This is a genomic window from Bacillus sp. AY3-1, assembly GCF_008368785.1.
Lineage (GTDB): Bacteria > Bacillota > Bacilli > Bacillales > Bacillaceae_G > Bacillus_A > Bacillus_A wiedmannii.
On record NZ_QORZ01000030.1, the window covers coordinates 46,878 to 72,217 of the forward strand.

The 25,340-nt window shown below is 34.1% G+C and carries 25 protein-coding genes and 1 other annotated feature; of the genes, 5 read left to right on the top strand and 20 right to left on the bottom strand.

Annotation, left to right across the window (positions count from 1 at the left end; genetic code table 11):
* Positions 1–143 precede the first annotated feature (143 nt).
* From DN389_RS25605 to DN389_RS25625, 5 genes are all read right to left on the bottom strand, one after another.
* Positions 144–353, bottom strand: a complete 210-nt coding sequence (locus tag DN389_RS25605) for a DUF6366 family protein (protein WP_046959171.1) — start codon at positions 351–353, stop codon at positions 144–146.
* Between the two features lie 112 nt (positions 354–465).
* Positions 466–1,359, bottom strand: coding sequence for a homoserine kinase (gene thrB, locus DN389_RS25610; RefSeq protein ID WP_088121906.1), 894 nt, complete (start codon positions 1,357–1,359; stop codon positions 466–468).
* Positions 1,356–2,414: a threonine synthase gene (gene thrC / locus DN389_RS25615; protein ID WP_000276442.1), complete on the bottom strand. Its 1,059-nt coding sequence runs from the start codon at positions 2,412–2,414 to the stop codon at positions 1,356–1,358. Before thrC ends, thrB begins: the two co-directional genes overlap by 4 nt.
* The gene (locus tag DN389_RS25620) at positions 2,407–3,702 is read right to left on the bottom strand and encodes a homoserine dehydrogenase (RefSeq protein ID WP_001066909.1); all 1,296 of its coding nucleotides are present in this window, start codon (positions 3,700–3,702) and stop codon (positions 2,407–2,409) included. The genes thrC and DN389_RS25620 overlap by 8 nt, the downstream gene beginning before the upstream one ends.
* 152 nt (positions 3,703–3,854) lie before the next feature.
* Positions 3,855–4,086: a binding site (T-box leader), on the bottom strand.
* A gap of 234 nt (positions 4,087–4,320) precedes the next feature.
* Entirely contained in the window at positions 4,321–4,959 is a 639-nt protein-coding gene (locus DN389_RS25625; protein ID WP_046959169.1) for a pyridoxamine 5'-phosphate oxidase family protein, read from the bottom strand.
* An 80-nt stretch (positions 4,960–5,039) separates the two neighbouring features.
* Here DN389_RS25625 and DN389_RS25630 point away from each other — a divergent pair, with 80 nt between their 5' ends.
* Positions 5,040–5,648, top strand: a complete 609-nt coding sequence (locus tag DN389_RS25630) for an NUDIX hydrolase (protein ID WP_060490046.1) — start codon at positions 5,040–5,042, stop codon at positions 5,646–5,648.
* Positions 5,649–5,832: 184 nt separating this feature from the next.
* Here DN389_RS25630 and DN389_RS25635 read toward each other — a convergent pair whose 3' ends face one another.
* The 4 genes from DN389_RS25635 to DN389_RS25650 all read right to left on the bottom strand — a co-directional run bounded on the left by DN389_RS25635 (position 5,833) and on the right by DN389_RS25650 (position 9,321).
* On the bottom strand, positions 5,833–6,660 hold the full coding sequence (locus tag DN389_RS25635) for a peptidoglycan-N-acetylglucosamine deacetylase (RefSeq protein WP_149237736.1): 828 nt from the start codon (positions 6,658–6,660) through the stop codon (positions 5,833–5,835).
* A 117-nt stretch (positions 6,661–6,777) separates the two neighbouring features.
* Complete coding sequence (locus DN389_RS25640; protein WP_149237737.1) at positions 6,778–7,650, bottom strand: aminoglycoside 6-adenylyltransferase; 873 nt, start codon at positions 7,648–7,650, stop codon at positions 6,778–6,780.
* A gap of 131 nt (positions 7,651–7,781) precedes the next feature.
* Positions 7,782–8,453, bottom strand: a complete 672-nt coding sequence (locus DN389_RS25645) for an O-methyltransferase (protein ID WP_088121903.1) — start codon at positions 8,451–8,453, stop codon at positions 7,782–7,784.
* A gap of 148 nt (positions 8,454–8,601) precedes the next feature.
* Positions 8,602–9,321 carry a 3-ketoacyl-ACP reductase gene (locus DN389_RS25650; RefSeq protein ID WP_142343625.1) on the bottom strand — a complete coding sequence of 240 codons (720 nt, stop codon included), beginning with the start codon at positions 9,319–9,321 and terminating at the stop codon, positions 8,602–8,604.
* 192 nt (positions 9,322–9,513) lie between these two features.
* Between DN389_RS25650 and DN389_RS25655 the strand changes: the two genes are divergently transcribed.
* Positions 9,514–10,104 carry a DUF3139 domain-containing protein gene (locus DN389_RS25655; RefSeq protein WP_098190229.1) on the top strand — a complete coding sequence of 197 codons (591 nt, stop codon included), beginning with the start codon at positions 9,514–9,516 and terminating at the stop codon, positions 10,102–10,104.
* Positions 10,105–10,127: 23 nt separating this feature from the next.
* Here the strand turns inward: DN389_RS25655 and hitS are convergent, their stop codons facing one another.
* From hitS to DN389_RS25670, 3 genes are all read right to left on the bottom strand, one after another.
* A complete protein-coding gene (gene hitS, locus DN389_RS25660; protein WP_098802517.1) occupies positions 10,128–11,201 on the bottom strand; it encodes an envelope stress sensor histidine kinase HitS in 1,074 nt (357 codons plus the stop codon).
* Positions 11,198–11,875, bottom strand: a complete 678-nt coding sequence (gene hitR, locus DN389_RS25665; protein ID WP_218924543.1) for a response regulator transcription factor — start codon at positions 11,873–11,875, stop codon at positions 11,198–11,200. Before hitR ends, hitS begins: the two co-directional genes overlap by 4 nt.
* A 76-nt stretch (positions 11,876–11,951) precedes the next feature.
* Entirely contained in the window at positions 11,952–13,712 is a 1,761-nt protein-coding gene (locus DN389_RS25670; protein WP_088082592.1) for an ABC transporter ATP-binding protein, read from the bottom strand.
* Between the two features lie 240 nt (positions 13,713–13,952).
* On the opposite strand from DN389_RS25670, the gene DN389_RS25675 reads away from it, so the two are divergent.
* A complete protein-coding gene (locus DN389_RS25675) occupies positions 13,953–14,717 on the top strand; it encodes an alpha/beta fold hydrolase (protein WP_088082593.1) in 765 nt (254 codons plus the stop codon).
* Between the two features lie 98 nt (positions 14,718–14,815).
* Here the strand turns inward: DN389_RS25675 and entFM are convergent, their stop codons facing one another.
* The gene (gene entFM, locus DN389_RS25680; RefSeq protein WP_088082594.1) at positions 14,816–16,102 is read right to left on the bottom strand and encodes an enterotoxin EntFM; all 1,287 of its coding nucleotides are present in this window, start codon (positions 16,100–16,102) and stop codon (positions 14,816–14,818) included.
* 690 nt (positions 16,103–16,792) lie between these two features.
* Here entFM and DN389_RS25685 point away from each other — a divergent pair.
* Positions 16,793–16,963: a hypothetical protein gene (locus DN389_RS25685; protein ID WP_046955010.1), complete on the top strand. Its 171-nt coding sequence runs from the start codon at positions 16,793–16,795 to the stop codon at positions 16,961–16,963.
* A gap of 41 nt (positions 16,964–17,004) precedes the next feature.
* On the opposite strand, the gene DN389_RS25690 is transcribed toward DN389_RS25685, so the two are convergent.
* Positions 17,005–17,607, bottom strand: a complete 603-nt coding sequence (locus DN389_RS25690; protein WP_179955907.1) for a nitroreductase family protein — start codon at positions 17,605–17,607, stop codon at positions 17,005–17,007.
* Between the two features lie 245 nt (positions 17,608–17,852).
* Positions 17,853–18,806: a D-alanyl-D-alanine carboxypeptidase family protein gene (locus tag DN389_RS25695; protein ID WP_098190233.1), complete on the bottom strand. Its 954-nt coding sequence runs from the start codon at positions 18,804–18,806 to the stop codon at positions 17,853–17,855.
* Between the two features lie 188 nt (positions 18,807–18,994).
* On the opposite strand from DN389_RS25695, the gene DN389_RS25700 reads away from it, so the two are divergent.
* A complete protein-coding gene (locus DN389_RS25700) occupies positions 18,995–19,996 on the top strand; it encodes a S66 family peptidase (protein WP_098802518.1) in 1,002 nt (333 codons plus the stop codon).
* Between the two features lie 91 nt (positions 19,997–20,087).
* On the opposite strand, the gene DN389_RS25705 is transcribed toward DN389_RS25700, so the two are convergent.
* From DN389_RS25705 to DN389_RS25725, 5 genes are all read right to left on the bottom strand, one after another.
* Complete coding sequence (locus DN389_RS25705; protein WP_000695207.1) at positions 20,088–20,534, bottom strand: DUF6376 family protein; 447 nt, start codon at positions 20,532–20,534, stop codon at positions 20,088–20,090.
* Between the two features lie 90 nt (positions 20,535–20,624).
* The gene (locus DN389_RS25710) at positions 20,625–20,846 is read right to left on the bottom strand and encodes a hypothetical protein (RefSeq protein ID WP_088121896.1); all 222 of its coding nucleotides are present in this window, start codon (positions 20,844–20,846) and stop codon (positions 20,625–20,627) included.
* Positions 20,847–20,974: 128 nt separating this feature from the next.
* Positions 20,975–21,541: an acyltransferase gene (locus tag DN389_RS25715; RefSeq protein WP_046955013.1), complete on the bottom strand. Its 567-nt coding sequence runs from the start codon at positions 21,539–21,541 to the stop codon at positions 20,975–20,977.
* A complete protein-coding gene (locus DN389_RS25720) occupies positions 21,534–22,664 on the bottom strand; it encodes an aminotransferase class I/II-fold pyridoxal phosphate-dependent enzyme (protein WP_075309933.1) in 1,131 nt (376 codons plus the stop codon). Before DN389_RS25720 ends, DN389_RS25715 begins: the two co-directional genes overlap by 8 nt.
* A 19-nt stretch (positions 22,665–22,683) precedes the next feature.
* Positions 22,684–25,245, bottom strand: a complete 2,562-nt coding sequence (locus DN389_RS25725; protein WP_048566556.1) for a glycosyltransferase — start codon at positions 25,243–25,245, stop codon at positions 22,684–22,686.
* Positions 25,246–25,340: the final 95 nt, after the last annotated feature.

Sequence of the window (25,340 nt, forward strand, 5' to 3'; positions counted from 1 at the left end):
TAACGCTAGCTCTATTTTGAGTATTATAAATAAGTGTGTATGAACAACTATAATCTGCTTAAAGTATATGTAGTACAATAACCGTGTTTTTTCATCCCCACTAAATATAAAAGCAAATAATTCGAAGCTTTAACACTTATTTTTTAACTAAAAAAATAAGTGTATATAATATACCCTAAAACTAGCACTAAAATTACTAGCGCTGTACCTTTCCAATTCATACCACCCGTCATATCCACTGGACTACCTGATTCAGCTCTGTTGAATCCATCATGTAAAGAACCGGTAGGATTATTTTTCAATTCACTTTGCCTTATACGTTCCCTGTTTTCTTCTGGTGACTCTTTTTTCATACGATCACCTCCAAATGAATACACGCTTTACTAAATTATACATTATTACTTTTCTTTTATATGCCAACTGAAAAGATATTTACAACAAAAAAAGCTAGCAATGCTAGCTTTTTTATAGTTCTATATGTTCTTCTTTATTTACAGTAATTCCTCTATGATCGATTTCTAGCTCACACACTTTCATAGACGTAAATACTCTCGCTAATTGCTCAGCGATTTCTTGACGTTTATCATATGGCGTCAATATAAAAATGGATGGACCTGCACCACTAAGCGCTGTGCCGTATGCGCCAAACTCTTTTGCACATTTACGAATTGATGGTAATAGCGGTACGAGTTCTAAACGATACGGCTCGTGAAAATGATCTCTTTCCATCATTTCACCTACAACTTCCCACTTCTTTTGACAAAACGCAGCTACTAATACGTTGCTGATTGCACTAGCCTTAACTGCTTCATGAAATGGAAACACATCTGGTAATACAGATCGGCTTTCCTCTGTATTTAACTCTTCATTTGGAATAAGAGAAATTACACCTAATTCCTTACTTTCAATTCTTACAACCGAAACATTCTTTCCATCAAGTGCTCCGATTACAGTTCCTCCTAATATAGAAGCAGCAACATTATCTGGATGTCCTTCAAAATTTGTAGCAATTTGAACTTTTTGATCAGTTGTTAAGTTCAAATGGCCAAGTTGATTCGCAAGCTCTATCCCTGCTACAATGGCTGATGCACTACTTCCTAGTCCTCTTGTAAGCGGGATATTACTAGTAACTTCTATTATATGGGGTAATAAAGAAGGACTCACTTTACATGCCGTGCTAACGATTAAATTTTTATCGTCTGTCGGAATTGACTCTTCAAAGGAATGAATTACTTGCCATTTATCAGCTTTTTCTTTTACCACCACATCTAAATATAATGACAAAGCTATTCCTACTGAATCAAATCCAGGTCCAACATTCGCTGTACTAGCAGGAACACGAATACTTAATGGTATCACGACATAATCACCCCTTTAATATGTTCTTTAATTTGTTCTATATTATTTGAAACACTTGCAATGTCTAATGTATTAGAAGAAATTGCGATATCAGGATCTTTCAAGCCGTTTCCAGTTAAAACTGCAACAACTGTCTCTCCTTTTTTAATTTTTCCAGATTGAACATGTTTAATTACACCTGCTAATGAAGCATTTGATCCCGGCTCAGCGAAAACCCCTTCCGTTTTTGCTAATAATCTATACGCATGTAAAATTTCTTCATCTGATACCATATCTATTTCACCGTGAGACTGTTCAGCAGCCTCTACTGCATATGACCAACTTGCGGGGTTACCAATACGAATCGCTGTTGCAATTGTTTCAGGTTCTTCAATGACATGTCCTTTTACAATTGCTGCTGCTCCTTCTGCTTCAAATCCGTGAATTCTTGGCTTCTTATAGCCTTTTTCTTTCTCATATTCACAGAAACCTTTCCAGTACGCTGTAATATTTCCGGCATTCCCAACAGGAATCGCTAAAACATCTGGTGCACTTTGCAACTGGTCACAAATTTCAAATGCTGCTGTCTTTTGCCCTTCAATTCGATAAGGATTCACTGAATTTACTAATGTAATCGGCTCTTCCGCAGCAATATTTCTTACAGCCTTAAGTGCATCATCAAAATTTCCTTCTATTGAAATGATTTCAGCTCCATAAGCGACTGCTTGCGCTAATTTTCCATGTGCAATCTTTCCTTCAGGGATTACGATTATACATTTCATTCCAAGGCGTGCCGCGTATGCTGCGGCCGATGCCGAAGTATTACCTGTTGATGCACAAATAATTGCCTCCGAACCTTCTTCTTTCGCCTTCGCAACAGCCATTACCATACCACGATCTTTAAAAGAACCTGTCGGATTCGCTCCTTCATACTTACCGTATAACTGAATTCCTAATTGTTTTGATATATTTAATAACGGAATAAGCGGTGTATTTCCTTCCATTAAGCTCACATCAGGTGTATTTTCATTCACCGGTAAATAAGAAGCATACTGTTTTAATAATCCTTTATACATATTGTTTTTCCTCCTCAATAATGTAATAACTGTTTATTTCACTTGCGACATTTTCTATCGCTCCTAGTACTCGTTCAAATTGATACTTTGAAGTTTGATGTGTCACAACAACGACTTCTGCAAGTTCACGATTTAAAGGTAATTGAATAACTTCTTTTAAACTTACAGAATAATTAACGAAACATTCTGTTATTTTTTGTAACATCCCAGGTTCATCTCGTAATGAAATACGTAAGAAATATTTCGAAACGACTTCTTCATCTCCTTGTAATTCATACGGTTCTGGTTCTTTTAACGCACTTTTATTTTTCGGAACTTGATTCATACTTTTAACGATTGAAATAATATCACTTACTACAGCAGAACCAGTCGGTAACTTCCCAGCTCCAGGGCCGTAAAACATTACTTCTCCTACCGCTTGACCGTGAACATATACTGCATTAAATTCATTATTTACATTCGATAATGGATGATGGCTTGGTAAAAGTGTCGGTTCTACACTTAAATGAATGGCTGACCCTTGTTTCTCTGCTTTACCAATTAATTTCATAGTAAATCCTAACTTTTCAGCCATTTGTAAATCTTCTTTTTCGACCTTTCGAATCCCTCTTACTTGCACATCATCTAAAGAAACATTCATCGAAAAACCTAAGTTTGCAAGAATGGCTACCTTTCTCGCCGCATCTAACCCATCTACATCCGCTGTTGGATCCGATTCTGCGAAACCTAATTTTTGTGCTTCCTGTAAAGCCTCTTCATACGACCATCCCTTTTGACTCATCTTTGTTAACATATAATTTGTTGTGCCATTTACAATTCCCATTATTTTTTCAATTTGATCTGAAGCTAATCCGTCTGTTAATCCCCTTAACACCGGAATACCGCCCGCTACACTTGCTTCATAACATAGATCACAATCATTTTCGTTCGCCAGGTGGAGAAGTTCCGCACCGTATACAGCCATTAAATCTTTATTTGCTGTTACGACATGTTTTTTATTTCGTAAAGCCTTAACAATATGTTGCTTTGCTTCTTCAATTCCGCCCATTACCTCTACTACAATATCAATATTTGGATCATTTAGAACTTCATCGACATGACTTGTTACTACGATTCCATCAATGCAAACATCACGTTCTTTTTCTAAGTCACGTACAACGACTGTCTTTACCTTCACTTCATACCCTGTATCAAGTGCAATTTTTTTATAATGTTCTTTCAAAATATGGACAACACCACTTCCGACCGTACCTAATCCTAACACCCCAACATTAATAACGTTATTCATCTTCTAATCTCCTCCTACAATTTTATTATTTATCTCTATCAATCACCTTGCTCTGCTTTTTAATCATGCAGGTGGTGGTTATTTCCGTACGTACAAATCGTTTCATTTTACTGCACCTCCTTTCAAAGTAAAAAAAACACACTCATCCCTAGGAAAGGGACGAATGTGTTTTCGTGGTTCCACCCTTGTTCCAATCCAGACTTATTTCCTTCTAGATTGCTCAAGTTCAGATAACGGCTGATTCCGTCAATAATTACTAGATTACTCGTTCACTATTGAAGTTCAAAGGTGGTAAAATCATTTCTCGTGTTAGGAAGCTCACACCCTTGGCTTCCCTCTCTGTAAACCGTAAAAATGATTTCATGTCCTTATCGTTACTTTTTCGTTCATGTCTATTTGTTAATTTATTATAGTTATGAAGTTTTTAAAAAGCAAGCCTATTTTTACTAACTATTATCAAGATTACTTTTTATTATATTTCACAATAACATTTTACAACTACCGCTTGATTTACCTATTTTGCAATTTTCCCAGTTTGTAAATCAACGGTTTATATATAAATACTCCATTCTAAAACAAGTAGAAATCCGCCTCAAAAAATATATTAATAAAGCTTTTTTAATACAATCTTTTCGTATAACTTTCTTCTAAAGAACGTGCAACATCTTCTTCTGAACCATTCACTTTCGCATGCTCCAGCAACATTTTTGCTGCTGAAGGTAACTCTTTTTTATTTAGCCATGACTCTGAATCCCACATTTTTGAACGAATAAAAGCTTTCGCGCAATGAATATAGCATTCCTCTATTTCAACAACAATTCCAAGTAACGGATTGCGTCCATTTGCCTGCATTTCTTGCAAAATTTCTTCATCGTTTGTAATGAATGCTCGGCCGTTTATTCGGAGTGTCTCCCCAAGACCAGGAATCAAAAAGAGTAACCCTACGTGCGAATTTGAAATAATATTCAAAATGGAATCTATACGACGGTTTCCTGGTCTTTCTGGAATGATAATTTTATTATTATTTAATACGTATACAAATCCAGGTGCGTCTCCTCTCGGCGAAGCATCACACTCTCCTAATTTATTTGCAGTAGATAATACTAGAAAAGGAGATTTAGACAGAAAATCTATGCAATGATGGTCTAATGATGAAATAACTTTTTTCAAAGCTCGCTCACTTGGTCGCCCCAATATTTTTCGTAACTCTTCCTCTGTTGAAATAATCGATTTTATTTCCTTACTCTCTCTCCCCACTTATAACTACCTCTTTTCTTTATTTTCTCAAAATTCAATACAAATATTGTATAATATAATTGGCAGAAAGGGGAATTCAAATGACAGAGTGGTTAACAATATTTGATACTGAAAGAAATATACTTGGGAAGAAATTACGTGATGAAGTGCATCGCGACGGTGATTGGCACGAAACATTTCATTGTTGGTTTGTAGAAAAAGATGATGAAGATATGTTTTTATATTTTCAATTACGCTCTAAAAATAAAAAAGAAGCGCCGGGTATATGGGATATTACTTCAGCTGGACATATTATGCATGATGAAGATGTACAAATTGGCGGTCTTCGTGAAATTGAAGAAGAACTAGGACTTTTCTTTCAAACTACCGATTTAGCATACAAAGGAATCTTTAAAATAGATTATGAAATTTCAAATCTTACTGATCGTGAATTTTGTCATATGTATTTTCACAATGTCATCAATACACTTCCATTTGCACCAGGTGAAGAAGTAAACGATGTGATGAAAATACATGCAACTTCTTTTCTACAACTATTAAAAAGAGAGATTTCATCTTTTACGGCTATTTCTGTTTTAAACAATAAACCAATAACGATAACATTTGAAGATATTTATCCATATGATCTTGCATACTATGAATTTGTTATAGAAAAAGGAAAAGACTTACTAGAAAATAATAGTTTATAAATAAAATAGGACTCCCATTTTAAAGTACTTGGGAGTCCTATTCTTTATTTTGCTATTTGCGAGCAATAAGAATCCCACCTCAAATTTCTACAAATGCAATGAGTGAGTTTGAAGTCGGGCGCCCGTACGAGTGGGCTAATAATCAGTAGATAACAGACACAATCCGAGTGATTTAAAATCCATTTTATTTTCTCTCTTTCGATGTTTGGAACATACTTGGCAGCGTTACAAAGCGTGCCCCTTTCGTTTTTAACTGCGGAATAATTTTGTCTAGCGCCTCTACAGATCCTTGCAAATGTCCACCTGGAGTCGAATGCTGAAGTATAACACTGCCAGGAAATGAATTCCCTAACACATTATTTGTAATCGTATCAGCGCTTACTCCTTTCCAATCAACCGTATCAACACTCCATTGTACAATCATAAAATTTTGCTCTGTTGCCCACTTCAATTGATTTTCAATTATTTCACCGTATGGCGGACGAATAAATTTCGGTGCATAACCAGCTAAACGATTTAATATTTCTTCCGTTTTCATAATTTGATTACGGTACTCAGCATCATTTACTTTCGCTAAATTTGGATGGCTGTACGTATGATTACCAATTACATGCCCTTCATTCGCAATACGTTTTACTACATTCGGATACTTTTCTGCGTTTTCACCAAGCAAGAAGAAAGTCGCCTTCACATTATGTTGTTTTAACTTATCTAAAATTTTCGGCGTAAATTCTAAATCTGGTCCATCATCAAATGTAAGAGCTACTTCCGCTTTATTGTACGGCCCTGAAAATGCGTACGCATATTTTTCGACCCACGAAAATGGTGTCCACGATCCACGCTCATATGCTTTCATTTGTACTGTATAGTTTTGAGGGATATATGTGTATAGCAATGAGCTCATATAGTCTCCATAATAAAATGAGTTATATGGCATATAGGCGTACGAAACATCTCGTTCTAGTCCCCATTCATATGGGGCAAACATTTCTGACGAATAAAAATAATACATGATAAAAACCTCCCTAAAATTTCATATGTGATTCATCTGCACTTTGTTAGAGAAATTATTATTCATGAACAAAAATAAGACTGTCCATAATTAGGACAGTCTTATTGCTTTATATTATTAATAAATCGATGTACTATCTTTCGTCAAAGCTTTCACATGTTTTAAATAGCTTGTCACTCTGTCATCATCACCTTGCGGGTATTGATATCCATAAGCGTTAGCAAATCCGTTCGCAACTTTCCTAAACATATCTCCCATTACAAAAAATGACTCCCAAATGTCTTCATATTCAGCATTCGAATAGGTCCTTTTAAATTGCTCCCACATATCTTTTTCAATATATTGCTCGAAATGCTTCCCAAACTTTCCTACATTACCTGTAAAGTCTGTTTTCATACCAATATGCCATTCTAGCATTACGATGAACATATCTCGTACTGGACCATCAAGCATCCCTTTCGCATAAGAAAGTTCTTCTCTCCATAGTCCTTTTGCCACATTCGTACTACACCACCAAAATTCATTACAGCAATCTAAAAACTCTTTTTCTGTAGGCTTTTTTATTAAGTAATTCTTATCGCTTGCTGGTGGAAATTCAACAATACAATTATCTTTATCCAGAAGCAGTTTACTTAAACTATCTTGTCCAACGAACTTATTTATCAAATCAAATGGAACGAGCGTTAAATCAATTCGATTTCCATCCATAAACTGCATTAAATACGGAAATTTCCCGTCTTCGTCCGCTGGAATTAATGACATTTCTTCTGGCATTTGTACAATCATTATTTCTCCAAATCTATGAATCCAATTATGATTAGACGTAAAAGATTGTATATCATTTACAACATACATAATATCATAGTCTTGAAAACAATCTCTTTTCACATTTGGATTTACACGTGACCCATTCATGATGACAGCTCGGATTCTTTCATCCTCTTTTGCTGTATTTATAATTAAGTCTAACATTTCTTTTTCAGTTCTCATCTATTCCTTACCTCCAATTTTTATATAAACTTATATTTCCAAGTATGTTGGAGGTCCACGAGGTAGCTGCGTTGTACACGATACATGTTATAATTTTTGAAACATCTTTTTCATTTTTTTACCACCTTTCGTCATTCTTTTACGACTCCCATTACAAACCCATCGTATCCTTTACTTCCGACAGTTTGAAGCGCAGTAGCACTTACACGTGGCTCTGCAGCTATTAATTCATAGAAGCGACGTATCCCTTGTACGCGAGGATCGTTACTCGTATTGTCAATAACTTCTCCTTCACGTACTACGTTATCACCAATAATTATAGTACCAGGGCGTGATAGTTTCAGTGCCCATTCAAAATAAGTAGGATTATTTTGTTTATCGGCGTCTATAAAAATAAAATCAAATGGTTCATAATTCTCATTTTCGATTTGCTGTAAAGAATCTAAAGCTAATCCTGTTCGCACTTCAATTCTATCATTCAAATTGGCACGCTCAATATTGCTACGTGCAATTTCAGAATGCTTTTCACTTGCCTCCAATGTAACAACTCTGCCTCCAGATGGCAATCCCCTTGCAAGCCATATCGTGCTATATCCGCCTAGAGTACCAATTTCCAAAATGTTTCGAGCTCCTTGAATTTGTACTAATAGTTGCAAAAACTTCCCTTGCGTTGGCGATACATCATGTGCTGGTAAATTAGCTGCAGCGTTTGCTTGAAGTACTTCTTCTAATGTAGAATCTTTCGGTATTAATACATCACTCACATATTGATCAACAGCCGTCCATTTCTCAATCATACTCATGAAAATACCATCCCTTCAATTTTTCAATGCTTTTCTACTATTCACTTTTGATTATAACGAAGATTCTGTCTTATATACAAAAAATAAAGAAGGGACATCCACTCCATTACAGAATAAATATCCCTTCTTTTGTTTATACATTTATCCCTTACGGATTAGTAGACCAAAGTCCTGCTGATTTAATAAATGTACGTTTATTTAATTTCAGCTGTGCTACGATAAACTCTGCAATATCTTCTGCTTGCATTACTTTATCAGGATTTCCATCAGTTAATCCTAAATCTACAGCCATGTCAGTTGCTACTGTACTTGGAGTTAGAGCTGTTACACGAATGTTATGTTTGCGAACTTCCATCGCTAACGATTCTGTTAAGCCAAGAACACCAAATTTAGAAGCACTGTATGCACTTGTTACAGGTGCACCTTTTTGTCCTGCTGTAGATGAAATGTTAATAATATCACCAGATTGTTGTTCAATCATACTTGGTAAAGCTGCACGAGTTGCATAGTATACACCCATTAAGTTTACTTGAATGATTTTTTCCCAATCAGCAACGTCTAATTCTAAAAACTTACCGAACTTAGAAATACCAGCGTTATTAATTAAAATATCGATAGACCCTAAACCATTTTTTAACGTTTCAATTGCAGTCGTTACCTCTTCATATGAAGATACATCAGCAGTCGTAATAACAGCTTTTACGCCTTCTGCTTCTACTTCTTTCGCTACAGCTTTTAAGTTTTCTTCTGAACGAGCTAAAAGACCTACATTTACGCCCTCTTTCGCTAATGCGATTGCTACAGCGCGACCAATTCCTCTACCTGCTCCTGTAATTAAAGCATTTTTACCTTGTAATAATTCTGCCAAGTATAACACTCCTTAATCATCTCAGTTATGTATTATATTAAAATTGTATCTGTGTTTATGTAAAAAGGCAATGATGCACTTTCATGTGCGTAGGTTACTTATAGGTAACTATGGAAAGTTTTTATTGATAAGTCTCATGTTTTTGCCATAATTCATGTAAAATAAAAATAAATCCAGCATAGGAGAGTGTATGTGTATGAAAAGAAAAAATGGTTCTTGTCACTAACTGCAGTTGGACTATGTATCATATTTTTGGCTATGTACTTTATATTTGGTAATCCACTACATTATAAAGTAATAGAAAAAGATACTAGCGACTATCTCTATACTATACAAGGCTATAAGCAAAAAGAAATACAAAGCATAACCGGAAAATATACTCCCATTTATAATATCGGCTATTATGCAGAGGTAGTATATAAAGACGAACCTTATTTTACATACTCTTATACATACGATAATAATAAGAAAATAATACAAGACAACGGCATTTTAGGAAGACATACTGAGTCATTTAAAAATCTTAATTTAAACTGGTCATTGTTTGACGAGTTAGTAGACGGTATCCATACTAACTTGCAAGAAAGAGGTTTAAGCGAAAAGAAAGATTATTCTATACGCTATGTTCAATTCATTGATATCGATGATGATACAAACGGTGCAGAAGCATATGTTGACTTTAAGAAAGATAAAGAATCAGATTATTCATACCGTATGAATGACCAAGGAACAGCTTATCAATATAGTTGCAGTAACGGGGAATGTATTTTTAAAGAAAAATAGTGTTAGAAGATATCCTCCTAACACTATTTCTCTTCATAATTCGGAATACACACAATAAATTCCGTACCCTTCCCTTCCTCACTCTCGACTTTTATTTCTCCTTGATGAAGGTCGAGTACTTTTTTTACGATGGCCAAACCTAAGCCACTTCCTCCATAAGTACGATTTCGTGAAGAATCCGCTTTATAAAAACGTTCAAAAATATGTTGTTTCTGTTCTTCGGATATACCAATTCCCGAATCGCGAATACGCACTTCCACTACTTTCTCATATTCTTTTAACTGGATTGTAATTGTGCCACCACTTGGCGTAAATTTAATACTATTATGAATTAAATTAATCCACACTTGACTCATACTTTCTTGGTCAGCAATAACATCTACTTTTTCTAAATCCAGTTCTAATTCAATTTCTTTTTCAGCCCATAGCGGTTCACTATTTAATGCAATTTGCTTTAACTGTTGATCTAATCGATACGCCACTCTTTCTGGTGTGTACTCTTCCGCCTCTAAAAGAGTTAGTTTCAGTAAATTTTGACTTAGTTTAGATAATCTCGTCGTTTCCGTTTCAATAATGGTAAGATAATGCTTTCGTTTTTCCTCGGAAAGATTGTTATCTTGTAGTGCTCTAGCAAAACCTTTTATAGATGTTAATGGTGACTGTATTTCATGAGAAACATTCGATACAAATTCCTGGCGCATTTTCTCCATCGCATTCAGTTCGTCTGTCATATCATTTATACTTTTTACGAGTACACCAATTTCTCCATCATACTTTTCTTCATTACGTATTTTTACGGAGAAGTCCCCTTTTGCAATTTTTTGTATCGGTTCAATAATAGTCCAAATCATTGCCTCTCGCTTTGGTCTCATTAATACTCCGATTAATACCCAAATAAGAACAATAAATACAAAGCCGACCATATCACTAATTAAAAAAGTAACAAACGGTGATACGTTTACTTCAAGAGCCTTCAATATACTAGTTGCTACATAAAATGCGATAGACCAAATTATAGTGAGAAAAGAAAAGAGCGCTATTATCGCCCCCGTTACTTTCAATATCTTCAACTTGCTCATTCGTTCCCTTTTTCTCATTTACTTACCTCTAAGCGATACCCTAAACCTCTTATCGTTTTAATACTAAATTTCGACTTCTCTTCTTGAAACTTCTCACGTAATCGATTAATATGAACGTCTAGTGTACGTTCATTCCCTTCAAAATCATATCCCCATACATCTTCAATTAACTGCTCTCTCGAACAAGTTCTTCCTGCTTTAGAACCTAAATTAAAGAGCAATTCGAATTCTTTTAGCGGTAATGTAGCCGTTTGTTCTCCGGCTGTAACTTCAAATGTTTTACGATTTAACAGTACATTTCCAACTTGAATCGATTGCGACACTGTAATTTGGTAACGTTTCAGTAGTGCCTTTACTCTCACTACTAATTCTATCGGATCAAATGGTTTTACAAGATAATCATCCGTGCCAAGGTGAAACCCTTTTACTTTTTGAGATGTTTCCCCTTTAGCAGTTAGCATCAAAATCGGAATATCATAGTACTTCCTTAATTCAAAACATACATCAAATCCATCCATATTTGGCATCATGATATCAAGAATAACCATATCAACTTTTACTTCATCTATTTTCTTAAGTGCATCTAGTCCATCAATTGCTTCATATGTTTGAAAGCCTTCCCGCTCTAAAAACACAGAAACAAGTTCTCTAATATGCGGGTCGTCGTCTACTATTAAAATTTTAGGTATCAAAGGAACCATTTCCTTTCTAAATAAAACTTTTAAAAATGAATAATCAGCGGAGTATAAGCCCCACTGATTATTCATTTTATAATGCCCCCTCTTTAATTTTCAATTGTTGTGTTGCAAATTCACGATACATGTCATGTGTGCGTAACAATTCATCATGTGTACCACTTCCTGTAAGGTTCCCTTTTTCTATAAAGATAATTTTATCTGCATCTACAACAGTAGAAAGTCTATGTGCAATAACTAACGTTGTTCTACCTTTCATTAAGTTATTTAATGCCCTTTGAACGACAGACTCGGATTTACTATCTAGACTGGAAGTTGCTTCATCTAACATAAGAATTTGTGGGTTTCGAAGTAACGCTCGAGCAATCGCAATTCGCTGTCTTTGTCCTCCAGAAAGCTTTACACCACGCTCTCCAACTTCTGTTGCATATCCGTTTGGCAAATCATGAATAAATGCATCAACATATGCCATCGCTGCTACTTTTTCAATTTCTTCATCTGTCACTTCACCCTCAACACCGTAGCAAATATTATCACGAATCGTTCCATCAATTAACGGACTATCTTGTGATACGTAACCGATTTGACGTCGCCATGACTGTAATGAATAATTCTTAATTGAGTCTTTTCCTAATTTAATAACACCGCTAGTTGGCTCATAAAAACGTTCTAATAATGAGAATAACGTCGTTTTCCCGCTACCACTTGGTCCTACAATCGCTGTTACTTTTCCTGATTCAATTGTGAAATCAATATTCTTTAAAACTTGCTCTTCTTCGTTATACTCGAAATGTACATTTTCAAGAACGATTGGCTGCTTAGCATTTGTGACTTTCACACCAGTTTCATGATCTTCTACTTCATATTCTAAAATTGTATTAATTCTTTCCGTTGCACCAATTGCCTTTTGGAATTGTGTAAAGAACATAGATAATTGACTCATCGGCATTATAATTTGAACTAAATATAAAATAAATGCTACTAGTTCTCCTGTTGTTAATGCACCGCTAGAAACTCGCATTCCACCATATCCTACGATAATAACAAGTAATGCCATTAAAACAAACGACATAACTGGTGAAATTAACGCTTGCACTTTTCCCTCTTTCAAACCAAATTGTAATAGCTTTTCAATACCTTTATTTCCAGTTTCATATTCCTTTTTTTCTGTGTTCGAAGATTTCACTAAACGAATTTCTGATAACACTTGTGTTAATACACTAGTAAAAGATGCTGTTTCATCTTGAAGTGCTTTTGAAATCTTATACATTTTTCGTCCAAGTGGAACTAAAATGAGTACTGATAACGGAATAACCGTTAAAAGTAAAAGTGTCATTTTCCAATCTAAAACAAATAATACAATTAATGATCCAACAATTGAAATACCGCCTGTTAATAAATTTGACAAATGCTCAGAAATTAACGTTTTCACAACTCCTGTATCATTTGTCATACGGCTAATTGTATCGCCTGTTCTATTTTGATCATAATAAGTTACCGGTAAAATAAGCACCTTTTTCCACAAACGTTCTCTCAGTCCAGCTACAATCTTCTGTCCTATATAATTTAGTAAATATATAGACAATCCCGCGGCTATAGTTTGCATAATAAAGAATGCAATTAGCCCAACAATTTGTCCTGTACTAATTGACGAAAGTGAAAAATTATCTACTAAGCCCTTCGTTAACATCGGTATAAATAAACTTGCTCCAGTAGAAAGTAAACTCATTAATAACGCAAAAGCAAGAATCCCCTTTGGAGGATTTGTATCTTGAATAAGGCGTAAAAACTGCCTCCAGCTCCCTTTTTTCTCCATCTCATTTCTAACTTCCATTTTTGTTCATCTCCTCGTGTTCACCCAAACTGTTCTTTCTAAAAGTAGAATACAATACAAATGTAAACTGAATGTAAACACCCTTTTTCTGTTTTTACAAAATATACATACAAACGCATCTTTACAACATATATAAACATCTGATATTATTACCTGGTACTTAATATTATTCTATGTGAATTATAGATAACTAATTTACAATACTGTATAAATCTCCCGTTATTGAAAGGAGTATCCTTTTTGCAAACAAATATACATTCCGAAAAGGAAACAATCATTTTTATTCATGGATTAGTCGGCAATCGTCGTGCCTTCAAAAAAGAGCATAAGCGATTTTCCGCCTCTTACAACATTATTACTTATGACTTATTAGGTCACGGCGACGATAAAGGAGAAGCTATCGAATTTTCATTACAGCGCCTCGTAGATCAACTATTGAAATTATATGAAAAAGAAGGTATTACAAAAGCTCATATTTGCGCTCTAAGTTATGGCTGTTATATCTCTACAATTTTTGCACAAATGCACCCAGAAAAAGTATTAAGCATTTGTCATATTGGTGGACATTATAATAATCCATCCCTTTTATATAACGTATTTCAAAAATTTTGGGAGAAGCGCGGAGACGAATACTCTAAATGGCTCTCTCAATATGCAAATACCATTTTTCCAAGTGGCATACTAAAGGCAAATCCGTTCGCAGTCATTTCAAGAAATATTTATTACCGTTTCGGATTGCAATTACATTCATCAATTATTTCCCAATCATTACGGCATCGTTTAGAATTCGATTTAAAATCTAAATTAAAATCACTTCCCCACCCTATATTATGGGTAATGGGTGAACATGATCATCTCTATAAATCTTGTCTTTTTGATTTAAAGTCCATTCTTCCTAACGTTTTATATAAAGAAATACCGTTAGCAGGACATGCAGCAAACTTATTTCGTCCCAACTACTTTCATGACCTATACGCTCGATTTTTAACTGGGAAGTTACAGTAAAAACTACTACATTCCCAATTTACTCAACTATAAAAAGGCTTCCCAAGTTTCCCTGGAAAGCCTTTTCTCTATACGAAAAGTATATAAACTACTTTTTCTTAGTATGCTTTTGTGTAACCTAACATGTGCTTGCTCCAGTAAGAGTTACTTACAGAACTAATACGTACACCAGTTGCATCAGTTTCTGCACTAATGAACTGACCGTTTCCTAAGTAAACGCCCATGTGAGAAGGACCTGATTTATAAGTATTTTGGAAGTATACTAAATCACCTGGTTGTGGATTGCTAGTTTTTGTTTTAGAGCTCCAGTATCCTGCAACTGTTTGACGAGCGCCTTTATGACCAGTTTGATTTAATACGTAGTGAATGAATCCACTGCAGTCAAAACCAGCAGGTGTTGTACCAGCAGTTCTGTATGGTGAACCATTTAAAGATCTAGCGAATCCAGCGATTGAAGATGTATCTCCACCTGTTGTTGGTTTTTGTACGTCTTTACCTGGTTGTTGAACGTTATTTGTAACGTTATTGTTATTGTTATTTGTAACGTTGTTTACTCCACCTTTTACAAACTTAACGAAGTCTGCACTTACGTAACCTGTACGGCCGTTATGGTTAATTTTGTACCAACCATTTTCAGCGCCAGTAACGTTTAATACTTTACCTTGTGTTACGCCACCGATTACAGCGTTGTATGTAGCTGGGCCTGTACGTACTTTTAAAGCACCAGTGTTAACAACATAAGAACCACCAGTTTGAACTGTAGTAGTATTGTTGTTTGTAGTTGGTTGTTTTGTTTCGTTAGATACAGCAGAACCACCTTTTGTTACGAAGTCTTTGCTTACGTATCCAGTTCCACCATTGAAGTTGATTTTAAACCAATCTTGTACTTCTCCAACAACTTGTACTGTTTTACCTTTATTTACAGAGCCTAATACTGTATGAGATGTACTTGGGCCTGTACGTACGTTTAGTGAAGAAACGTTTACTGTGTAAGTACCAGTTCCTTGTTGAACAGTAGTTCCTGTTTTACCACCAGTCGTTACGAAGTCACCACTTACATAACCAGTTTGACCGTTTACAGTTACTTTGAACCAACCGTTTTCTTGTCCAATTACTTGTAGTACTTGACCTGATTTCACTTTAGAAATAACGTTATGTCCTGTACCAGCACCTGAACGTACATTTAATACATCAGCTGTTACCGTGTATTTTAATTCAGAAGTTGTTTCTACCTTTTTTGTTTCAGTTACAGTCGTTTGAGTTTGAGTTTGTCCATTAATTTCTTTTAGCGCCTCATTTGAAACTTGTGCTTGAGCAGAATCCATACCTGGAACTGCAACACCTACTACTGAAGCTGCTGCTAAACCTGCAATTACTTTTTTCATAAGTTGTCTTTACTTCCTTTCCCTACTATCCTCTTTAAAAAACTTATAAACTTAATACTTTACAATATTATTAAAGTAAAATATTCATTAAGTTCCATTTTTTAACAAGAGTTTTATTTTTCACACAGAGTTCATTTTAAATGAATGAAGTGAATTCCGTGTGAACTTCATGTGAACTTTACCATTAAACTTATTGTTTTTGCAATGCTTTTTTCAATTCTCTTATGTATTTCATTGAAAATTCGACATTTCATTCATTATCTTAATATATCCACTTTGAAAAACCCTATTCATCTAATCCAATGTAAAGAATGTATTTCCTAGTAAAGCTCCTCCCATGAAGCATACTCTTATCATGACAAAAAATACTTTTTTTATCAATAGTATAATATTTTTAGAAAACTATTTTTGATACTATCTATCACTTATAAAAGATTTGACGATTTGTAAGATTTAACTTCAAAAATTCTGTTCTAATTTGGCGAAAACACACACACCACTACCCACTTTTCACTAACTATGGAATTTATAGGATATTTATATTATCATATATATAGTGGTATTTTAACCAATACAAATTTTATTTACCCTACACTGAAACCTATCGAACTTTTACAGGGCGGTACATTGAATTTTGAGATGGAAGTCTTATTGCCCGCAAATATTGGGATTAAAAAAGGAGGTATATTTATGAAAAACATAATAGATGATCCTATACATAAAAATATAGAATTATACTATGCTTTTTTTCAATTCGTTTCAATTATTACCTTACAAAAAATATCAACTATTGAAACACGTAAAAACGAATTAAAAGATCAGATGAAAAATTCCTATCAAAAAAATCCTTATTACTTATAAAAGGTGAACAGGTTGTATCCCTGTTCACCTTTTATCTCGCATTATTTATAAATTTTCACACGATTTTCTAAAGGTTGGTATTCTTTTTCACCTGCAGTTACCACCGGTTTACCAAACGGCATTTGCGCAGTAAGTTTCCAGCTTTCTGGAACTTCCCATTCTTTTCTCACTTCTTCATCAATTAATGGATTGTAATGCTGCAATGTAGCACCAAATCCTTCAATTTCTAAAGCTGTCCAAATTGCAAATTGTAACATTCCTGAGGATTGCTGTGACCACGTTGGGAAATTCTCTTTGTATAATGCAAAGTTTTCTTGCAGTTCTTCCACTACTTGACTGTCTTCAAAGTATAAAACCGTTCCATAACCACTTTTAAATGCATTCATTTTTTCTTCAGTAGATGCAAAGTTATTTTCAGGTACAATTTTTCGTAACGTTTCTTTCGTAATATCCCATAACTTATCATGTTGTTCTCCTAGCAAGACGACAACGCGGGCGCTCTGAGAGTTAAAAGCTGAAGGTGTATGTTTTACAGCATGATAAATCACTTCTTGAATTTTTTCATCAGAAACTAATTGCTCTTTACTAATCGCATAAATAGATCTTCTGTCTTCAATTGCTGTGTAAAAATCTTTTGCCATCATAATTCCCTCCAATTTTCATTTGAGGCTTTTTCATATGTATACATCATGTTCCGCCTCTTAAAACTTATCATTAATAAGCTTCTAACTTTATACTATCAACAAACAATAATAAACTCAAATAATAACACTCACATTGTTTACCTTTTTACTTCCTAATACTAACAATAAAAAGGCAATTTATTGTTACCGATAATAAGTAACAACAAATTGCCTTTCTTATATGATGATCCAACTCAGTATTTCACTTAATTAACTAAGCCAAATGCATAAGACATTAGCTTGTTCGTCTCTGTAAAACGCTTCGTTTTACCTTTCGTTCCCATTACAACAGTAATAATACGAGTATCACCTTGTTTTGCTGTACCCGTAAAACAATACCCCGCGCTATCTGTAAATCCTGTTTTTAATCCGTCTATTCCTTCTATATATAAAGCTTTATTATTTTTGTTTAACATATCATTTGTACTTACAACATTAATATTATTAAATGCTAACTGACTTTGACGTAAGTGAGTCACTTCTAATATTTCTGGATAGTCTTTTATTAGATGATACGCCAAGTTTGCTACATCAGCAGCCGTCATCTTCGTCTCACTTCCATCAGGTTCTTGTAGTCCTGACGCATTTGCGAATTTAGCATAATCCGACATTTTTAACTGCTTTGCTTTTTCATTCATAAGCTGAACGAAATCTTTCTCCGTCTTAGCCATATGTTCTGCTAAAGCCACAGCCGAATTATTTGCCGATTCAATCATTAATGCATGGTACAAATCTTTAACAGTTAATGTGTCATTCACTTGGACTGGGATTCTCGCACCCTCTGTTTGTGCCGCTTTCGCACTCATTTTCACCGGATCTTCCCAGCGAACTTTCCCATTATGTACATTTTCTAATAGAAGATACGCTGTCATCATCTTAGACATGCTTGCTGGCGCAAAAGCTTCTTTTTCATTATGTTGATAAATAACATCTCCATTACTCGCATCAATAATCATAGCTGCTTTTGCATCAATTTCCGGTGGTATGTACTTTGGTGGCACTACTTTTTCAGCTAATCCTGTTTTAGGTAGTTCTGCCACCTGTAAAGGTTGTCCCTCTATATTTGTTGCACTCTTTTGAGTTCCTTGGAATAAGAACCAACATATCCCTAAAATAATGACTACTAGGATCGTCAGCCTTCCCCATTTTAACCGCTTCATTTCAAAACTCCTTTAGCAAACCTTTTATACACTCACGTTTAACCATAACAATAATTACTTTATATCGTCAAGGCAAAAAGCATATTTATTCATCTAATACATTTATGTTACAATTAAAATACCTAAATATAAGAATATTCAATGTTATATTGTCGTAATTTAACTACTTAATAGAAAGGATTCTTACGATGCTACTTCCAAAATCATTAAAATACGGAGACACAATCGGCATTTATTCGCCCTCTTCACCAGCAACCTACACTTCTCCAAAAAGATTTGAACGAGCGAAATCTTATTTACAACAGAAAGGATTTCACATATTAGAAGGTTCACTAACAGGTCGATATGATTATTATCGCTCTGGCAGTATACAAGAGCGTGCTGAGGAACTGAATACTTTAATAAGAAACCCTAATGTATCTTGTATTATGTCAACAATTGGCGGTATGAATTCTAATTCATTATTACCTTATATTGATTATGATGCTTTTCAAAATAACCCCAAAATAATGATTGGCTATTCAGATGCAACAGCTTTATTGCTAGGGATTTATGCCAAAACAGGAATCCCTACATTTTACGGTCCGGCACTCGTCCCCTCCTTTGGAGAATTTGAGCCGTTTGTAGATTATACATACAAATATTTTGTAGAAACATTACTACATGATCAAATGCTTCCTTACAACATAAAACAACCTTTATTTTGGTCAGATGAATTTATGAATTGGGAAGAGAAGACGATAGAAAAAGAACTTAGACCAAACAATTGGATTTCTGTAACAAATGGACAAGCTACTGGACGTATTATTGGAGGGAACTTAAATACAATAGAAGGAATTTGGGGTAGTCCTTATATGCCATGTATTCAAAATGGGGATATTTTATTTATTGAGGATAGTTCAAAAGATGCAGCTACTATTGAAAGAAGCTTTTCATTACTTAAAGTTAACGGCGTATTTGATAAAGTTTCAGGTATTATTCTTGGAAAACATGAGCAGTTTGATGATTGTGGTACAAATCGCAAACCTTATGAAATATTATTAGAAGTACTGCAAAATCAAAGAATTCCTTTATTAGCTGACTTTGATTGTTGTCATACCCATCCGATGATCACTATGCCGATAGGTGCTCAAGTGAACATGGATGCAACTAATAAAACAATACATATTTTAGAACAATGGAAGATATAAAAAAACACTTATATTATAGGAAGAAAATATTATAAACTTTTCCATTAGAAAACATAAAAAAGCTCCGTTCATCACAAAACGGAGCTTTTTATTATTGTCCTAAATTTTGAACCTTCTCTTTCAAATCACGAACTTGATCAATCGTCTGCATAAGCTCAGAGTTTTTAAATTGCTCTACATCCACTTTTCCTTCTTCTATCTTCGTCATTGCCGTATCAATTAATGTATTTAACTTTTCGTTATATCCGACGATTTGCTGATGAAGATCCTTTGCTACATCAGGTGGTGTTAATTCATTGAAAGCGGGTATATCTTGTTTAATTTCACTAAGCTTCGTTTCTAACTCTTTTCGAGCTTCGCTATCATTAACAGCCTTTTCAGCTAATGCTGGTGCATCATTTGCAAATGCACTTATTTCATTTACATAGTCTGTCGCTTTTTGAGCATAATCTATGGAGTTCTTTCCTTGCTCTACTAGTGAACATCCCATTAAACCAATTGAAACTATAAATACTAATAAAATTGATTTGATTTTCATTTTAGACTCCCTTCGCCTTTATAATTGTCTGCAATTTTCTCTATGCATAACTTCTAGCTAAATTACTTATAACCTTTTTCAAATAGCTATTTACCCTCTTACATGCCCTATTATCGTTACAACATCTATTTCTATATTTACGCTAATAATATCTTCAATTATATCCATATATCCTTGTCCTATTGCTGTTCCATAGTGTAATGTAAGCCCCTTCTTTTCATACACTGACTTTGGCACCGAAAGAATAAACCTCCTCAAGTTACTTTCATCAGCTGGTTCCATAATTAAAACAATCCCATCCTCATCAAACATATACGCTCGCCCTCCAACTTTACATTCACTATGGCTCAGTATTGCCTTTGTCAGCTAAATTTAAAACATAATAAGTTAAGATACAACTTTGCTGTATCATAAAAATAAAAAACATTAATTCTTTTTTGTTAAGAATTAATGCTTTTTAAAAAATCATTTTCTGACTCTAGCATCTTTTTTTGACGAGGTTTTATTTTTCTTACGGGAACTCCAGCATAAATATACCAATCATCTAAACTCTCTTTTACCATACTCATCGCACCAACTGCTGTGCCTTCTCCTACAGTTACATTTGGAAAAATAATAGAATCAGCACCAATAATCGTATGTTTTTTTAAAATAACTTTTCCTGTTTTCACATTCCTATATTGATTCGGGACAGTTGGCCCCATTAATGTATTTCCACTGAAATCATCTAGTACTGCATATACGATCGTTTTAGCTGAGATATTTGCAAAGTCATACATTTCAATCCCAACTTCCCCTCCATATAACGCTGTATACGCTGATATATGCGAATAACTTCCAATTGTGATTTTACCACTTAAAATACAAAAATCATCAATTCTTACATTATTACCAACTGATATAACACCTGGATTATATATACTTGCTTTTTTACTAATCAATACATTTTTCCCAACAGATAAAAATCCAATTTTCTTTAGCTCTTCTTGACTATAAAAACTATTCATCTGCCGACACCACCTTCTGCCCTAAACAGATTACAATTTGTTCTACTATTTCTTTCGTCATTCCTTCCCATAAAGGTAAACTTACTATTCGTTTGGCTATTTTATTCGTTTCTATTAAATCTGTAGACTTATAAGTTCTAAAAAGAACTTGTTGGTGGCATGATGGTGAAAAGTATAATCTAGCTTCTATTTTCTGTTTTTTCAGTTCTTCTATTACTTGTATGTTGTGAACTTCTTCCGGACAAAGAATAGGCATAAATTGTTGAATAACTGCTTCTGTCTTTTGGAGTTTCCATCCTTTTTTCATTAATCCATTACTTTGTAACAATTGTTTATACCATTCAGAAATACGGGTGCGTTCTTTTAACTTTTGATTCCATTTTTTCACAGTCGCAATCCCAACAGCTGCCGCATATTCAGACATTTTACAATTAAACCCCATCATCGTACATTCACGATTTTTATCAAATCCGAAATTACCCATTCTTTTAATACGTTGTATATCTTCTTCCTTTTTACTATATATGAGCCCTCCTTCACCAATTCCGAACGGCTTTGTTGCATGAAAGCTATATACGATCATACCACTAAAATCCTGACCGTAATGCATACTTCCATTCATTAACCCAAATCCCGGTGCCGCATCTACGACAACCGGAATACCCTTTTTCTCTAATTCTTCATATTTTTCTAAGTCCATCCATGATCCAAAAGTTGCGTACGGGACAACAATCGCAACCTCTTCTTTTAATTCTTCAATCTTATCCCAAAGTACTGTTTTATCCATATACCAATCATCTATTGAAATATCAATAAAATAAGGTTCCAATCCACACCAAATAGCCGCTAATGGAGTCGCAGGGAATGTAAAACTAGGCATGAGGGCATATTTTCCTTTTCTTCTTTTCTTAAGTTGAATAGCGGCCATTAACCCTAACGTTGCGTTTGCCACTGTTGTAACAGCGCCCCTGTTCTGAAAAAATTCCGACATAATTGTTTCTTCAAAACGTTGATTTATAGGTCCATAATTCGTATATATGTGAGATGTATCAATTTCCTTCAATTCGTCCAAATACTCAATTACAGGTACAGTTGAAGCACGCAAAAAAGGAATATTCTCCATATCTATCTATTCCTTCCTATCATTTTCGGACAATATAGAGCGTATCTGTTTCAGATAATCCAAATTTCCTAGCACTTTTCATTCCTTTTCTTTCAGCTACGTTATATAATTCCACCTTAAACCCTGCATTCATTAATCGTTGAATGAATCCCGATTGATTATAAATTCTCACATGATCTTCTTGGCCAAAAGCTAATTTTCTCAATTGTGGTGTTACAATTAATTTATTTTCTATAATAGAATCTACATTCATTACGATTGGTACTTGAATAATTCCCCATCCATTTGGCTTTAATACTCTATATAACTCTCGCATTGCTTTGTCATCGTCAAGAACGTGTTCTAATACATGGCTACATAAAATTACATCAAAAGTATTACTATCATATGTAATGCTTGTAACGTCAATTTCCTTCATTAATGGATCCTTTGGTTCTATATCCCCACATACATACGTAATATTTTTATACTCGTTAAACCAATCTCTTAACTTCTCTTCAGGTGCAATATGAAGCATAGTGTATTCTCTACTTAACAAGTCCGTTTCCATTTCAATGTACGCACGATACAACCTTTCACGATCCATTGAACTACAAACTGGGCATATCCCTGTATCTTTATTCCACATCTCAAATTTATATTTCGGAAAATCATAATGTGCTGGCCAAGGTGAAAATTTTTCAAATTGCTGATTGCAATATTGACAATAACAACATTCTTTCTCAAACATATGAGCGACTAGCTTGTTTAACCCTTTTTTTATCTTTTCATTATAAATTTGATCTAGTTCCCCATTTCTTACCGCATCCTTAACTATAAATCCCGCATTTTCTAAACAATAAGATAAACTCTCTTTATAATCTCTCTCAGAACTTAAAAATCCACTATTATATGCATCTATAATTAATTCAATCCACTCTTCAATTGTCATTAAAATAAAATGTATTTGTTTTTGATTTTGTCCACTATGTTGTCTAAAATAACTAAGAGGTTCTTGTATATAAACTACTTTTCCTTTCCTCATCATATCTAGCCAAGTTGCAATGTCATTAATAGAAGAATAAGCCTTTCCTTTAAAATACCCAAACTTCCCTTCAAACAAATCTCGATTAAACAGAACAGTTGTCGGCTCACCAACTATATTTTTTAAATTTTTTAATATGTAATTTCCTAATTCTTTTCCTTCAAAAAGTGTAGTTTCTTTCGCAATTTTCATATTCAATGTTGAGGGTGGTAATATCTCTCCATTCTCATCAATCAGTTCACGATATGACGTCACAAATGAAATATTTTCTAACGTCAAAAAGTATTTCATCATTCTCTCGATCTTTTCATGATGAAATAAGTCATCGTCTAATAAAAAGTTTATATAATCCCCGTTCGCAAGTTCTATACACTTATTAAAGTTTTCAGCAACTAACGGAGTTTCATTTTTAGCATATGTAATACACTCATATTCACGTAAATACGGTTGAATCATAGCATTAACTTCATTATTTGTACTGTCGTCAGATATAATAATTTCAATATTTTCATATGTTTGATTCAGTGCGCTATTGAGCGCTAATTCCAAGTAATAAGGTCTATTGTACGCGGGAATAAGTATACTTACTTTTGGTAAAGGAGAATTATTATTTATATGTTGTTTTTTCTTTTCTATGTTTATTTTCTTTCTCCTAATTTTTTGATAATAGTCTAATGTATACAATATCGATGATGGAACTATCCTTCTTGCATAATCTAGAAAATTAGTTATCGCTTTGTCTAATTCTTTTTCGTCGGATAAGAAACCATATTTCTTTCCTGCTATAATACTATGTGAAAAATCTTCTAACCCATCCATCATTTTATTAGATTCATTTAACTGTTGATCTGGATGTAATCGAAAGTAACTAAGTGTCTCTGCTATATATACTGCTTTTCCTTTACTTAATAAAGATAACCATGAAGCTATATCTACGTTACATAGATACCGCCTCTTATCAAAAATCCCATACGGTTCTTGTAAATCATTTTTACGAAATAAAACTGTTGTCGGTTCTCCAATGTAATTTTTTTGATCCACAATTACCCTATTTGCTAATTCTGTTCCCTCTATAATCGTATCCTCTTCAAATAAACGGACAGTTGAATAAATATGTCGTAGTTCTTTCCCTTTATCATCAATTACTTGGCGATGAGATGTTACAAGCTTAATTTCATTATCTAGATCATTCAAAAAATACTTCATCATTTTTTCAATTTTATTCACGTGAAATATATCATCATCCATTAAAAAGTTTACATACTCACCGTTCGTTTCATTAAATAACATGAGCGCATTTTCAAATTGTCCGAGAGTTGACCTGTTTTTTATATAAATAATATTTGAATGATTACATAAGTATTTTTGTAACACCTTTTCTGTTTCGTCATTCGTACTATCATCTCCAACTATAATTTCTATATTAGGATACGTTTGTTCTAACACACTACATAATGCCTTTTCAAAGTAGCGAGGTCGATTATACGTAGGAATTAACACACTTACCAACGGAAGTTGATCTACCACCTCTACAGTTCTTTCAATACGAGTTCTCATTTTACTCTCTCACCTCTTCGCATATTATTTGTATACGCGATGCAAAAATCACATTACTTTAACTGTATGGAGCCTATATACTTTTATGCAAATAT

Bases quoted from the DNA above. Each gene is read 5' to 3' on its own strand.
- DN389_RS25605 (WP_046959171.1), bottom strand. From the start codon at position 353: ATGAAAAAAGAGTCACCAGAAGAAAACAGGGAACGTATAAGGCAAAGT.
- thrC (WP_000276442.1), bottom strand. From the start codon at position 2,414: ATGTATAAAGGATTATTAAAACAGTATGCTTCTTATTTACCGGTGAAT.
- DN389_RS25620 (WP_001066909.1), bottom strand. From the start codon at position 3,702: ATGAATAACGTTATTAATGTTGGGGTGTTAGGATTAGGTACGGTCGGA.
- DN389_RS25630 (WP_060490046.1), top strand. From the start codon at position 5,040: ATGACAGAGTGGTTAACAATATTTGATACTGAAAGAAATATACTTGGG.
- DN389_RS25635 (WP_149237736.1), bottom strand. From the start codon at position 6,660: ATGTATTATTTTTATTCGTCAGAAATGTTTGCCCCATATGAATGGGGA.
- DN389_RS25640 (WP_149237737.1), bottom strand. From the start codon at position 7,650: ATGAGAACTGAAAAAGAAATGTTAGACTTAATTATAAATACAGCAAAA.
- DN389_RS25645 (WP_088121903.1), bottom strand. From the start codon at position 8,453: ATGAGTATGATTGAGAAATGGACGGCTGTTGATCAATATGTGAGTGAT.
- hitS (WP_098802517.1), bottom strand. From the start codon at position 11,201: ATGAGAAAAAGGGAACGAATGAGCAAGTTGAAGATATTGAAAGTAACG.
- DN389_RS25670 (WP_088082592.1), bottom strand. From the start codon at position 13,712: ATGGAAGTTAGAAATGAGATGGAGAAAAAAGGGAGCTGGAGGCAGTTT.
- entFM (WP_088082594.1), bottom strand. From the start codon at position 16,102: ATGAAAAAAGTAATTGCAGGTTTAGCAGCAGCTTCAGTAGTAGGTGTT.
- DN389_RS25685 (WP_046955010.1), top strand. From the start codon at position 16,793: ATGAAAAACATAATAGATGATCCTATACATAAAAATATAGAATTATAC.
- DN389_RS25690 (WP_179955907.1), bottom strand. From the start codon at position 17,607: ATGATGGCAAAAGATTTTTACACAGCAATTGAAGACAGAAGATCTATT.
- DN389_RS25695 (WP_098190233.1), bottom strand. From the start codon at position 18,806: ATGAAGCGGTTAAAATGGGGAAGGCTGACGATCCTAGTAGTCATTATT.
- DN389_RS25700 (WP_098802518.1), top strand. From the start codon at position 18,995: ATGCTACTTCCAAAATCATTAAAATACGGAGACACAATCGGCATTTAT.
- DN389_RS25705 (WP_000695207.1), bottom strand. From the start codon at position 20,534: ATGAAAATCAAATCAATTTTATTAGTATTTATAGTTTCAATTGGTTTA.
- DN389_RS25710 (WP_088121896.1), bottom strand. From the start codon at position 20,846: ATGTTTGATGAGGATGGGATTGTTTTAATTATGGAACCAGCTGATGAA.
- DN389_RS25715 (WP_046955013.1), bottom strand. From the start codon at position 21,541: ATGAATAGTTTTTATAGTCAAGAAGAGCTAAAGAAAATTGGATTTTTA.
- DN389_RS25720 (WP_075309933.1), bottom strand. From the start codon at position 22,664: ATGGAGAATATTCCTTTTTTGCGTGCTTCAACTGTACCTGTAATTGAG.
- DN389_RS25725 (WP_048566556.1), bottom strand. From the start codon at position 25,245: ATGAGAACTCGTATTGAAAGAACTGTAGAGGTGGTAGATCAACTTCCG.